The following is a 13,215-nucleotide window of genomic DNA, read 5'->3' on the forward strand; positions in this document are numbered from 1 at the left end:
TGCCTCGATGGCACCTTGCGGGGGCACTGCCTCTACCCCACACCCCCACGCAACAACACACCCTCAACGCTTGCGGTACATCGCCTCGATGGCCGATTCGTAGCGGACCATCAGGTTGTTGCGCTTGAGTTTGAGCGTGGGCGTCATCAGCCCATTCTCGATGTTCCAGGGCTCCCGCGTGAGCGTGACGGCGCGGGGCACGGCATAACGCGCAAAGCTGCCTGTCACGCGTTCCATTTGCTTGAGCGCGGCGGCGATCACATCCGGGTGGGCCAAGCTGCCGTCGTCCCTGGGGTCCACCCCCAGGCGTTTGGCGAGCTTGATCCATTCGTCGGCTTGGACGACGGCCACGGCGGCGATGAAGGGCCGCTGCTCGCCGACCACGAACACTTGCTCGAACAGGGGAGCGTCCAGGATGGCTTGCTCCAAGTCGCCGGGCGGCACTTTTTCGCCGGTGGAAGTGACGATGATTTCCTTGATGCGGCCCAGGATGCGGATGCGGCCTTGCGCGTCGATCTCGGCTTGGTCCCCGGTGGACAGCCAGCCCTCGGCGTCCAGCACGCGCGCGGTGTCCTCGGGACGATTCCAATAGCCCCGCATCACCGACGCACCGCGCACCTGCAACTCACGATTCGCGCCGATGCGCACTTGCACGCCCGGCAGGGCGCGGCCGACGGTGGCCGGATCGTTGTCATCGGGGCGGTTGGCCGCGACGACGGGTGAGGTTTCCGTCATGCCATAGCCCTGCAGCAAGGGCAAACCCAGGCCGAGGAAGCAGCGCGCCTGAGCTTGCGCCAAGGGGGCCCCGCCGCTGACCGCGATGCGGATGCGCCCGCCAAACTGCGCCATCAGCGGTTGAGCGACCAGCCTGCGCAACAAGGCCCAGGGCAAGACGCGCAGCCACCCCGCTTTCGCGGCCTGAGCGGCATCTTCCCCGGGGGCGGCCTTCAGGCCGTGCGCCGCGCGGAACCGTTGCCAGCCCTTGGCTTGCGCCGCCTCGAACAGGCGCTGCTTGAAAGCCGACTTGGCCAGCACCTCTTGCAGCCGGGCGTGCACGCGCTCATAGATGCGCGGCACCGAGATCAGCACTGTGGGCCGCACCCGTTTCATGTCTTCGGCCAATTGCTGCACCGAGCGGGCGTACACGACCGCCGAGCCCGACGCGATCGGCAGGTAGTAACCCGTGGTGCGCTCGAAGGTGTGCGACAGCGGCAAAAAAGAGAGGAAGACATCGTCGGGCAAGGGCGTCACGAAGGGGTAAAGCGCCTTCACGTTCGCCAGCACGTTGCGGTGCGTGAGCATCACGCCCTTGGGTTTGCCCGTGGTCCCCGAGGTGTAAACGATCGCGGCCAGGTCGTCCGATCCCGGTGCGGTCCTGCTCATCGACTCGGTTCCGTGGCTCGCGTCCTTCTTGCCAGCGTTCAACCAATCGCGCAGGGTCAACAGGCGGGGTTGGGCAGGGGACGTCACCATCGTCGCGGCCTGGGCGCCCAGTTCCTGGGCCGAGGCCTCGCTGAAGACGACCGTGCGCAGTGAGGTCAGTGGGATGCCGGCCTGCACGGCCGCGGCCTGAATTTGCTCCCATTGCGCCGCCTGGCCCAGCATCAAGAGGCTGGCCTCGCAATCGGAGAGGATGTAGGCGATGCTGCCGGGGTTGTCGATGGCGTGCAGCGGCACCGGCACCGCGCCCTGCGCCAGCGTCGCCTGGTCGATGCGCATGGCATGGAAGCCATTGGCCAGCAGGATCGCGACACGTTGGCCCGACTGAATGCCGCAGCTGGCCAACGCGCCTTGCCAGCTGCGTACTTCCGTCAGGGTTTGGGCCCAGCTCAGACTGCGCCATTGCTGGGTGCCCGCGTCGAATTCCCGGTAGGCCTCGCGCTTGGGGCTCTGCGCGGCGCGCCATGCCAGCAGTTCGGGCAGGGTGTGAATCAAGTCGATGGGGGTGGCCGCCGAAGCGGCGTCAATGAGTTGCGTCATGAACGAGAACGAGAGCGAGAGCGAGCGAGAGACGGGGTGGATTCGACGTGTGGTCTGTCTTTTCCCAGGCATGAACAAGGCATGAGGTCCACGGGCGCCGCGCAACACCCGGGAATGGGAAACTCACCATGATAGCGCGCCACTTTGGGGCACGTTCCAAGGTGGTTAGGGGGTGGGTGGTCCCGGCGGGCGGGCGGCAGAGCGTCTGCCTTGCCGCGGCTCAGGCAGGCTGGGCCGCTCTGGCGCTGTTGTGGAAATGGGCGTGCAGGTAACGCGAGAAGTCTTGTGCGGGCATGGGGCGGGCGTGCAGGTAGCCCTGGGCTTCGTCGCACCCGATGTCGCGCAGCCGGTCCAGCAATTCTGGCGACTCCACTCCTTCCGCGATCGTGCGCAGACCGAGCTTGTGCGCCATCTCGACGATGGCCTCGACGATGGCGGCGGCGTCCGCCGTCTGGTCCAGGTCGTGCACGAAACTGCGATCGATCTTGAGCTTGTCGATGTCCAAGCGCTTGAGGTACGCGAGGCTGGAGTAGCCGGTGCCGAAGTCGTCGATGGAGAAGTGCATGCCGCGCTGGCGCAGCCGCTGCACCAGGGCCAGCACCTGCTCCACATCCTGCAGCAAGATGGATTCGGTCAGTTCCAGTTCCAGGCAGTGGGGCGGCAGGCCGCTGCGCTCCAGCGCCTGGTCCACGGTGGCTTCCACGTCGTCACGGCGGAATTGCACCGCCGAGAGGTTGACCGCCACGGTCAGTGCTGGCAAGCCGTCGTCCTGCCAGGCGCGGGCTTGGCGGCAGGCCTGCTCCAAGACCCAGGCCCCGATCGGAACGATCAGGCCGCTGTCCTCGGCCACGGGGATGAAGCGACCAGGCTCGACCAGTCCAAACGTCGGCGACTGCCAGCGCAGCAAGGCTTCCACGCCGACCATGCGGCCGCTGCGGATGTCCATCTGCGGCTGGTAGTGCAGCACCAGTTCGCCGCGTTCGATCGCGAGCCGAAGTCCGTTGCGCAGCAGCAGGTGCTCCTCCGCGTCGTTGTTCATCGCCTCGTCGTAAAAGTAGTAGGCGTTGCGGCCCGTGTCCTTGCTGCGGTACATGGCCAGATCGGCCTTCTTGCGCAGCTCGTCGAAGGTGGTGCCGTCTTGCGGGTAGAAGGCCACGCCGATGGAGGCGGACGCGCTGATCTCCTTGCCCTCGAAATGCATGGGCTCCTGCAGCGTGCGCATGATCTTGTCCAGGGTGGGGATGCAGCGTTGCACGCCATCCACGCCGCTGAGCACGACGATGAATTCATCCCCGCTTTGGCGGCTGACGGTGTCACTCTCGCGCACGCAGCCCTTCAGGCGCGTGGCGATCTCGCGCAGCAAGGCATCACCCGCGGCGTGCCCCAGGGAATCGTTGATGCGCTTGAAGTTGTCCAGGTCGATGAAGGCCAGCGCCAAGCCGTCCTGGGCGCGCTCTGCCTGCGCGATCGCCTGCTGCATCCGGTCCTGCAACAAGGCTCGGTTGGGCAAGCCCGTCAGCGCGTCGTGGTAGGCGAGGAATTCGACCCGCATCTCCACCCGCTTGCGCTCGGTGATGTCGACCCCCATCCCGTGGTAGCCCTTGAACTTGCCGTTCTCGAAGATGGGCTTGCCGCTGATGGAGCACCAGTGCAGCTGACCCGTCAGCGGGGAGTGGATCTGGTAGACAAAATCCTTAAAGGGCTGGCGAGTTTCGAGCATCTGCCGATGCTCGGTCCATTTTTCAGGCGCCACGTTGGTGATCGGTAGCTCCCAGCGCCGCTTGCCCAGCGGGCTCTCCACGTCCGTGGAAGATGACGAAACCAGCAGCCCGCCACCATAGACCTTGGAGAAGCGCAGCTCCTCGTCCATTTCCCAGAACCATTCCGAGCTCATTTCGGCCAGCTCGCGCAGGCGAACCTGTTCGGCGCGCAGTTGCGCCATCTGCGCCTGATAACGTGCCTCCACGGCGTGCCGTTCGGCGATCTCGCGCTGTAGCTGAGCGCGGGCCTGTGCCAGCGCTTGGGTGTCGGGGTGTTCGTTCAATGCAATACGTTCCCTGGCGTTTTTGGCTCCCTGGGCCATGACTTAACCCACCAGAATAAGGCAAAAATCCCGCATCTCTTGAGTAGACAGGTCTATTCCGAGGGAAAGTCCGGGCGCTTGGAGTGGTTTGAAGGCAACAGACGGCCCCTCAAGAGGGGTGGACGCCAGGGTTAAACTCGTTCGCACCTTTGAGGAGACACAAGCGACCGCGCTCGGGCAGTTTTTGGGGCGCGCGCGTTCCATCAGCCATGAGCCGCAGTCCCGAATCTCGTCCCGCCTCGCCTCCCGACGCCTCCGCCGCCGCGCTTTCTGCCTGGGAGCAGGCGGCCGTGAAATCACTCAAGGGTGCGACGCTGGACAGCCTGAACTGGGTCACGCCCGACGGCATCGCGGTCAAGCCCCTGTACACCGCCCGGGATTTGCAGGGCCTGCCCCACACGGACACCCTGCCCGGATTCGAGCCCTTCCTGCGCGGGCCACAGGCCACCATGTACACGGTCCGGCCCTGGACGATCCGTCAGTACGCGGGCTTCTCGACCGCCGAGGAAAGCAACGCCTTCTACCGCAAGGCCTTGGCCGCGGGCGGGCAGGGCGTGAGCGTGGCTTTCGACCTGGCGACCCACCGCGGCTACGACAGCGACCATCCGCGCGTCTTTGGCGACGTAGGCAAGGCTGGCGTCGCCATCGATTCGGTGGAGGACATGAAAGTCCTGTTCGACGGCATCCCGCTGGACCAGGTCAGCGTGTCCATGACCATGAATGGCGCGGTGCTGCCCGTGCTGGCGGGCTACGTCGTGGCGGCGGAGGAGCAGGGCGTGCGCCAGGATCAACTGGCCGGGACCATCCAGAACGACATCCTCAAGGAGTTCATGGTCCGCAACACCTACATCTACCCGCCCGCGCCGAGCATGCGCATCATCGGCGACATCATCGAGTACACGGCCAAGCACATGCCGAAGTTCAACTCGATCTCGATCTCGGGCTACCACATGCAGGAGGCGGGCGCCAACCAGGCATTGGAGCTGGCCTTCACCCTGGCCGACGGCAAGGAGTACGTCAAGACCGCGCTGGCCAAGGGTCTGGACGTGGACGACTTCGCGGGGCGCCTGAGCTTCTTCTGGGCGGTCGGCATGAACTTCTACCTGGAGATCGCCAAGATGCGCGCCGCGCGCGCCTTGTGGTGCCGCATCATGAAAGGGTTTGGCGCGAAGAACCCCAAGAGCCTGATGCTGCGCACGCACAGCCAAACCAGCGGCTGGAGCCTGACCGAACAGGACCCCTACAACAACGTTGTGCGCACCACCATCGAGGCCATGGCGGCCGTTTTCGGTGGCACGCAAAGCCTGCACACCAACAGCTTCGATGAGGCCATCGCGCTGCCCACGGAGTTTTCCGCCCGCATCGCGCGCAACACCCAGCTCATCCTCCAGGAAGAGACCCACATCACCAGCGTGGTCGATCCTTGGGCGGGCAGCTACATGATGGAGAAGCTGACGCAAGACATGGCCGATGCGGCTTGGGCGATCATCGAGGAGGTCGATGCCATGGGTGGCATGACCCAGGCGGTGGATTCGGGGTGGGCCAAGCTCAAGATCGAGGCCGCCGCCGCCGAGAAGCAGGCTCGCATCGACTCGGGTCAGGACGTCATCGTCGGCGTCAACAAGTACAAGTTGCCCAAGGGCTCGGAAGAAGCCATCGACATCCTGGAAGTGGACAACCACAAGGTGCGTGAGCAGCAGATCGCGCGCCTGAATCAAATCCGCGCCACGCGCGATGCCGCGGCCGTGCAGGCCGCGCTGGATGCGCTGACCGCCGCCGCCCAGAGCGGGCAGGGCAACCTGCTGGATCTCAGCATCCGCGCCATCCGGCTGCGCGCCACGGTGGGCGAGGTCAGCGACGCGCTGGAGAAAGTTTTTGGGCGCCATCGCGCCGACACGCAAAAGGTGACCGGTGTGTACGCTGCCGCTTACGACGACGCCGAGGGTTGGGATCGCCTCAAGCACGACATCGCGCAATTCGCCGAGGAGCAAGGCCGCCGGCCGCGCGTGCTGATCGCCAAGCTGGGCCAGGACGGCCACGACCGTGGCGCGAAAGTGGTGGCCACCGCCTTTGCCGACCTGGGCTTCGACGTGGACCTCGGCCCCCTGTTCCAGACCCCGGAGGAATGCGCGCGCCAGGCCATCGAGAACGATGTGCACGCCGTGGGGGTGTCCACATTGGCGGCCGGTCACAAGACCTTGGTGCCTGCCATCATCGAGGCCCTGAAGCGCCAAGGCGGCGAGGACATCATCGTTTTCGTCGGCGGTGTTATCCCACAGCAGGATTACGACTTTCTCTACCAGGCCGGCGTCAAAGGCATCTACGGACCTGGCACGGCGATTCCGGCCAGCGCCCAAGACGTGCTGGCGCAGATCAAGAAGGCGCAAGGCGCTCAATGAGGCTGGGCTTGCGGGTGGCGCGAGACGGTCTGGGCGGATTGCGCGAGGACACCAGCGGTGGGTGAAGTGACTTTGTTGAGCGCCTTGCTGAACCAAGCGGCGCCGGTCGCGCAACGGCGTGCCATCGCCAAGGCCATCACCTTGCTCGAATCCACGCGAGCTGACCATCGATCTCAGGGGGATGAACTGCTGACCGCTGTGCTGCCCCACACCGGCAAGGCCTTTCGGCTCGGCATCAGCGGCGTGCCCGGCGTGGGCAAATCCACCTTCATCGAGGCCTTGGGGCTGTACCTCATCGAGCACGGGCACCGCGTCGCGGTGCTGGCGGTCGATCCTTCTTCTTCTCTGTCTGGCGGCTCCATCCTCGGCGACAAAACCCGGATGGAAAAACTCTCCGTGCACGATCGGGCCTACATCCGGCCCAGCCCGAGCAGCGGTACCCTGGGCGGCGTGGCGGAGAAGACCCGCGAAGCCATGCTGGTCTGCGAGGCGGCAGGCTATGACATCGTCATCGTCGAGACGGTGGGCGTGGGGCAGAGCGAAACCGCGGTCCAGGGCATGACCGACATGTTCTGCCTGCTGCAATTGCCCAATGCTGGCGACGACCTGCAAGCCATCAAGCGCGGCGTGATGGAACTGGCCGATCTGGTGGTCATCAACAAAAGCGATCTGGACGCGGCCGCGGCCACGCGCGCCCAGGCCCAAATCACGTCGGCGTTGCGCCTGTTGACTCAGCATGGCAACCCGGCCCGATCAACGGGGGGCCAGGGGCACGCTGGCGCCGGGGGGCCACTGGAGGATGAACCGGCCGTGGCGGACGGTACGGATGGGCCGAATAGGTCGGGTGGGCCGGACGGGGCGAATGGGCCGGTGCATCCTCCGATGGGCACGGCCCAGAAAATCTGGCAGCCTCAGGTCATGCAATTGAGCGCGTTGACCGGCGCGGGCGTGGACCGGTTCTGGGCCGCCGTCACGCAGTTCCGCGCCTTGCAGACGGGCAACGGGGCCTTGAGCGCGCGGCGCGAACAGCAGTCCGCCGCTTGGCTGCGTGAGCGCATCGACAGCGGCCTGCGTCTGGCCTTCCGTGCGGATCCGCGCATCAAGCAGTTGCTGCCGGTTCTGTCGCAAGAGGTGCGCGCTGGGCGTGTGGCAGCATCGACGGCCGCGCGGCAACTGCTGCAGGTTTGGGCGGACCGGACTGAGGGCACCTGAGCGGGACGAGTAACGACGACAATCAAAGGTTGAGCAAACCAAGAGCGCCTAGAAAGCAGACTGAGGACACCATGCACGACATCCTGGAACAACTGGAAAAGAAGCGCGCCGCCGCGCGCCTGGGCGGGGGGCAAAAGCGCATCGACGCGCAACACGCCAAGGGCAAGCTGACCGCGCGCGAGCGCCTCGAGGTGCTGCTGGACGAGGGCACGTTCGAAGAGTGGGACATGTTCGTCGAGCACCGTTCGGTTGACTTCGGCATGGACGAGCAGAAGGTCCCGGGCGACGGCGTGGTGACCGGCTACGGCATGATCAACGGCCGCCTGGTCTTCGTCTACAGCCAGGACTTCACCGTTTTCGGCGGTTCGCTCTCGGAAACGCATGCCGAGAAGATCTGCAAGATCCTGGACCAAGCCATGAAGGTCGGCGCGCCCGTGATCGGGCTCAACGATTCGGGCGGCGCGCGCATCCAGGAAGGCGTGGCTTCCCTGGGCGGTTATGCCGAGGTCTTCCAGCGCAATGTGCTGGCCTCCGGCGTGATTCCGCAGATCAGCCTCATCATGGGCCCCTCCGCGGGCGGCGCGGTGTATTCCCCCGCCATCACCGACTTCATCTTCATGGTCAAGGACAGTAGCTACATGTTCGTGACCGGTCCGGACGTGGTCAAGACCGTGACGCACGAGGAGGTCACGGCCGAGGAGCTGGGCGGCGCGCTGACCCACACCACCAAGAGCGGCGTGGCCGACCTGGCGTTCGAGAACGACGTCGAAGCGTTGTTGATGCTGCGCCGGCTTTTCAACTACCTGCCGCTGAACAACCGCGAGAAGACACCGGTGCGCAAGAGCGGCGACCCGATCGACCGCATGGAGTTGGGCCTGGATACCCTGGTGCCGGACAACCCGAACAAGCCCTATGACATGAAGGAACTGATCGTCAAGACGGTCGACGACGGGGACTTCTTCGAGATCCAGCCCGAGTACGCCAAGAACGTCCTGATCGGCTTCGCCCGCATGGACGGTCAGACCGTGGGCATCGTGGCCAACCAGCCGCTGGTCCTGGCGGGCTGCCTGGACATCAAGAGCAGCGTCAAGGCCGCGCGTTTCGTGCGCTTTTGCGACGCCTTCAACATCCCGGTCATCACCTTCGTCGATGTGCCGGGTTTCATGCCAGGCACCAGCCAGGAGTACGGCGGCATCATCAAGCACGGTGCCAAGCTGCTCTACGCCTATGCCGAGTGCACGGTGCCCAAGATCACCGTCATCACGCGCAAGGCCTATGGCGGCGCCTACGACGTTATGGCCTCCAAGCACCTGCGCGGCGACGTGAACTTCGCCTGGCCCAACGCCGAGATCGCCGTGATGGGCGCCAAGGGCGCGGTGGAAATCATCTTCCGCGAGGAGAAGAGCGACCCGGCCAAGCTCGCGGCACGTGAAGCCGAATACAAGGAAAAATTCGCCAACCCCTTCGTGGCCGGCGCGCGCGGCTACATCGACGACGTGATCCAGCCGCACGAGACGCGCAAGCGCATCTGCCGCTCGCTGGTCATGCTCAAGGACAAGAAGCTGGACAACCCGTGGCGCAAGCATGGGAACATCCCGCTTTGATGGGGGCAGCCGGAGTTCATCCATGCCCAAGGCGTTGAACGCTGCACAGGCCCGCGTGCTGACCGACATCCCGAACATTGGCCGCTCGATGGCGCAAGACTTGATCAGTCTGGGTATCCGCACGCCCGCCGAGGTGCGAACGATGGACCCTTGGGCCACCTACGAGCAACTGCGCGGCCCGATGGGGCAGCGCCACGACCCTTGCGTGCTGGACACCTTCCTCGCGGCGCATGACTTCATGAATGGCGGGCCCGCCCGCCCGTGGTGGGATTTCACGGCCCAGCGCAAGGCGCTGCTGGCCCGACAACACTGAGACAGGACAAGAACATGTTCAAGAAAATTTTGATCGCCAATCGAGGTGACCAGCCGCTTAGCGGCGCAGTGGCGCGGCCAAATTGCGTGGCACGCGCAGCGTGCTTGGGCGATTTCTGCCCGATGGAGAAAGCCCATGTTTAAGAAGATCCTCATAGCGAATCGGGGTGAAATCGCCTGCCGCGTGATCGCGACGGCGAAGAAGATGGGCATCGCCACCGTGGCCGTCTACTCCGAGGCCGACCGCGACGCGCGGCACGTGATGCTGGCCGACGAGGCCGTGCTGCTCGGTCCCGCGCCCAGCCGCGAGAGCTACCTGGTCGCGGACAAGATCATCGCCGCCGCCAAGCAGACCGGCGCGCAGGCCATCCACCCCGGCTACGGCTTCCTGTCCGAAAACGAGGACTTCGCCAAGCGCGTGGAGGAAGAGGGCATCACTTTCATCGGCCCTAAGCACTACAGCATCGCGGCCATGGGCGACAAGATCGCGTCCAAGAAGTTGGCGGGCGAGGCCAAGGTCAACACCATTCCGGGCCATAACGCGCCCATCGAGTCGCCCGACGAGGCGGTGAAGATCGCGCAGAAGATCGGCTACCCGGTGATGATCAAGGCCAGCGCCGGTGGCGGGGGCAAGGGCCTGCGCGTGGCCCACAACGACAAGGAATGCTTCGAGGGTTTCACGAGCTGCCGCAACGAGGCGCGCAACAGCTTCGGTGATGACCGCGTGTTCATGGAGAAGTTCGTCGAGGAGCCGCGCCACATCGAGATCCAGGTGCTCGGAGATGGACACGGCAATGTCATCTACCTGAACGAGCGCGAGTGCTCGATTCAGCGCCGCCACCAGAAGGTCATCGAAGAGGCCCCGTCGCCCTTCATCAGCGACGCCACGCGCAAGGCCATGGGCGAGCAGGCCGTGGCCCTGGCCAAGGCGGTCAAGTACCAGAGCGCGGGCACGGTGGAGTTCGTGGTCGGCAAGGACCAGAGCTTCTACTTCCTGGAGATGAACACGCGCCTGCAGGTCGAGCACCCGGTGACGGAATGCATCACCGGCCTGGACTTGGTCGAGCTGATGATCCGCGTCGCGGCCGGCGAGAAGCTGCCGCTGACGCAGGCGGACGTCAAGCGCAATGGCTGGGCGATCGAATGCCGCATCAACGCCGAAGACCCGTACCGCAACTTCCTGCCCAGCACGGGACGCCTGGTGCGCTTCACGCCGCCGCCCCAGACCATGTGGCAGGCCAACACCCAGCAGCTGCACGGCGTGCGCGTGGACACGGGCGTGCAGGAGGGCGGCGAGATCCCCATGCACTATGACTCGATGATCGCCAAGCTCATCGTGCACGGCAAGGACCGCAAGGAAGCGATCGCCAAGATGCGCGCGGCGCTCAATGGCTTCGTGGTGCGGGGCATCAGCAGCAACATCCCTTTCCAGGCGGCGCTGCTGGCGCACCCGGATTTCGTGGCCGGGGCCTTCAACACGGGCTTCATCGCCCTGCATTACGGCAAGGGCTTCAGCGCCGACAGCGTGGCCCACGAAGACCCCGACTTCCTGGTCGCGCTGGCGGCTTTCGTGCGGCGCAAGTCCCGTGAGCGCACCGCCACGCTGACGGGCCAACTGCCAGGCTACACGGTCAACGCGGGCAGTGACTACGTGGTGATCACCCTCGCCACCGACGGCCGCCATGTGCACACCCCCGTGCATGTGGATGAATTCGTGGGCGAGACCGGCATGGCCCGTGTTCGCGTGGGCGCGCGCAACTACGAGATCCGCAGCAATTCCCGCCTCAACGACATCATCATCGCGGGCACGGTGGACGGGCACCCCTTCACCACCCAGGTGGAGCGCGGCACCACGAAGAATCCGCTGGCGCTGCGCCTGCGGCACAACGGCGCGCAGATCGAGGCCTTGGTGATCTCTCCCCGCATGGCGGAACTGCACAAGCTGATGCCGCACAAGGCGCCGCCGGACATGAGCAAATATGTCCTGTCGCCGATGCCAGGGTTGCTGGTGGACGTGGCCGTGCAGCCAGGACAGAAGGTGCAGGCCGGTGAGCGCGTGGCCGTCATCGAGGCGATGAAGATGGAGAACGTGCTCTTCGCTGCCGCCGACGGCGTGGTGGGCAAGGTGCTGGCGGCCAAGGGGGAATCGCTGACGGTGGACCAGCCCATCATCGAATTTGCTTGACGAAGTTGCCAGCACGCCCGGACGTCACCACGTCTTGATCCGACTTGATGGAGCAATCACCATGAACCAGCGTCCCTTCAAGATCCTGGGTGTGCAGCAGATCGCCATCGGCGGCCTGGACAAGGCGCGCTTGCGCACGCTTTGGGTCGAGATGCTGGGCGTGCCGGTGACGGGCAACTTCCGCAGCGCGGGCGAGAACGTCGACGAGGACATCTGCACCATCGGCCGCGGCCCGCACGCCGTCGAAGTCGATCTGATGCAGCCGCTCGATCCCGACAAGAAACCCGCTGTTCATGCCACGCCGCTCAACCACGTGGGCCTGTGGGTGGATGACTTGCCCAAGGCTTACGCATGGCTGACGGAGCAGGGTGTGCGCTTCGCGCCCGGGGGCATCCGCAAGGGCGCGGCGGGCCATGACATCTGCTTCCTCCATCCCAAGGCCAATGACGCGTTCCCGATCGCGGGTGAGGGCGTGTTGATCGAGCTGGTGCAGGCGCCGCCGGACGTGATCGCCGCGCTCGCCTGAGCGCGCGCCGCGCTGTGGTCGCGGTGTCGTCGCGGCGTCCACTGCGTCACCGCTTAGGGGCAAACCCGTTGCGGTCGCGCGGGGCTGCAACCTATACTGCTTTTCGCGGTATTTCTGATATTTGCGATCGTTCTAGCCGTTGGCGCATGGAGGCTGTGCCGAGGTGCACGCCATCGCGCACGGGCGTCTTCTCATCCCTCTCAGGACAAGATCGGTGCGATTCTTTTTTTCTCCCGGTGTGCGCTTGATGCGACGACTGCCCTTGCTGGGCAAGTTCCTGCTGCTGCTGCTGTTCATGCTGCTCGCCGTGTTGGCGCCCTGGCTGGGCGCGGGCACGCCCTGGGCCTGGGAAGGCAGCCTGCTCGCGGGCGCGATGGTGATCTACCTGATGGCGACTTTCCATCTCAGCCTGAGCGCCGACATGCGGCGCGTCGTCCGGCTGATGGAGCAGGCCGCCCACGGCGATCTGCGTGGCGTGACCCGCTCCCAAGCCGCAGTCCAAGGACACGACGAAGTGGCGGCCCTGGACCGGGCCGTGCGGGGCATGGTCAACAGCCTTTCGGCCATGGTCGCGCGCATCCGCAGCAATTCCGCCTTGGTGGCCCAGGCCGGTCAAAGCCTGGCCTACAGCAGCCGGGAATTGTCCGAGCGGACCGAGCAGCAGGCCGCCAACCTGGAGCAGACCGCGAGCAGCGTGCAGGATGTGGCCACTTCCGTGCAGGGCAATGCCGTGGCCACGCAGCAGGCCACGGCCCAGGCGGCCGAGGTGCGCGGCGTGGCCGAGGGCGGCGCGCAGGCGATGACGGGCGTGGTCCACACGGTGGAGGCCAGCCAGGGCAGCGCGCAGCGCATGAACGAAATCATCGGCGTGATCGACGGCATCGCCTTCCAGACCAACATCCTGGCCTTGAACG

General features: G+C 65.5%; 9 protein-coding genes. 7 read left to right on the forward strand and 2 right to left on the reverse strand.

Annotated features, from left to right (window positions below; translation table 11 throughout):
• Window positions 1-63: 63 nt before the first annotated feature.
• Both HGR_RS01565 and HGR_RS01570 read right to left on the reverse strand, forming a co-directional pair.
• Window positions 64-1,980 (reverse strand): AMP-dependent synthetase/ligase, encoded by a 1,917-nt coding sequence (locus HGR_RS01565; RefSeq protein ID WP_006296292.1) that lies wholly within the window; start codon window positions 1,978-1,980, stop codon window positions 64-66.
• A gap of 220 nt (window positions 1,981-2,200) precedes the next feature.
• Window positions 2,201-4,024 (reverse strand): putative bifunctional diguanylate cyclase/phosphodiesterase, encoded by a 1,824-nt coding sequence (locus tag HGR_RS01570; RefSeq protein WP_006296293.1) that lies wholly within the window; start codon window positions 4,022-4,024, stop codon window positions 2,201-2,203.
• A 248-nt stretch (window positions 4,025-4,272) separates the two neighbouring features.
• On the opposite strand from HGR_RS01570, the gene scpA reads away from it, so the two are divergent.
• The 7 genes from scpA to HGR_RS01605 all read left to right on the forward strand — a co-directional run.
• The gene (gene scpA / locus HGR_RS01575; RefSeq protein ID WP_006296295.1) at window positions 4,273-6,462 is read left to right on the forward strand and encodes a methylmalonyl-CoA mutase; all 2,190 of its coding nucleotides are present in this window, start codon (window positions 4,273-4,275) and stop codon (window positions 6,460-6,462) included.
• Window positions 6,463-6,519: 57 nt separating this feature from the next.
• Window positions 6,520-7,674 (forward strand): methylmalonyl Co-A mutase-associated GTPase MeaB, encoded by a 1,155-nt coding sequence (gene meaB, locus HGR_RS17705; RefSeq protein WP_006296296.1) that lies wholly within the window; start codon window positions 6,520-6,522, stop codon window positions 7,672-7,674.
• 71 nt (window positions 7,675-7,745) lie between these two features.
• Complete coding sequence (locus HGR_RS01585) at window positions 7,746-9,278, forward strand: acyl-CoA carboxylase subunit beta (RefSeq protein WP_006296297.1); 1,533 nt, start codon at window positions 7,746-7,748, stop codon at window positions 9,276-9,278.
• 22 nt (window positions 9,279-9,300) lie between these two features.
• Window positions 9,301-9,591, forward strand: a complete 291-nt coding sequence (locus HGR_RS01590) for a helix-hairpin-helix domain-containing protein (RefSeq protein ID WP_006296298.1) — start codon at window positions 9,301-9,303, stop codon at window positions 9,589-9,591.
• A gap of 135 nt (window positions 9,592-9,726) precedes the next feature.
• A complete protein-coding gene (locus HGR_RS01595) occupies window positions 9,727-11,775 on the forward strand; it encodes an acetyl-CoA carboxylase biotin carboxylase subunit (RefSeq protein ID WP_006296299.1) in 2,049 nt (682 codons plus the stop codon).
• 61 nt (window positions 11,776-11,836) lie between these two features.
• Window positions 11,837-12,301 (forward strand): VOC family protein, encoded by a 465-nt coding sequence (locus HGR_RS01600; protein ID WP_006296300.1) that lies wholly within the window; start codon window positions 11,837-11,839, stop codon window positions 12,299-12,301.
• A gap of 247 nt (window positions 12,302-12,548) precedes the next feature.
• Window positions 12,549-13,215, forward strand: a 667-nt coding sequence (locus HGR_RS01605; RefSeq protein ID WP_237701350.1) for a methyl-accepting chemotaxis protein, incomplete at its 3' end; no start/stop codon positions are given.

Origin of the sequence: Hylemonella gracilis ATCC 19624 (assembly GCF_000211835.1) — a bacterium.
GTDB lineage: Bacteria > Pseudomonadota > Gammaproteobacteria > Burkholderiales > Burkholderiaceae_C > Hylemonella > Hylemonella gracilis.

Coding starts and splice junctions, on each gene's coding strand:
- HGR_RS01585 (WP_006296297.1), top strand. CDS start 7,746: ATGCACGACATCCTGGAACAACTGGAAAAGAAGCGCGCCGCCGCGCGC.
- HGR_RS01590 (WP_006296298.1), top strand. CDS start 9,301: ATGCCCAAGGCGTTGAACGCTGCACAGGCCCGCGTGCTGACCGACATC.
- HGR_RS01565 (WP_006296292.1), bottom strand. CDS start 1,980: ATGACGCAACTCATTGACGCCGCTTCGGCGGCCACCCCCATCGACTTG.
- HGR_RS01600 (WP_006296300.1), top strand. CDS start 11,837: ATGAACCAGCGTCCCTTCAAGATCCTGGGTGTGCAGCAGATCGCCATC.
- scpA (WP_006296295.1), top strand. CDS start 4,273: ATGAGCCGCAGTCCCGAATCTCGTCCCGCCTCGCCTCCCGACGCCTCC.
- HGR_RS01595 (WP_006296299.1), top strand. CDS start 9,727: ATGTTTAAGAAGATCCTCATAGCGAATCGGGGTGAAATCGCCTGCCGC.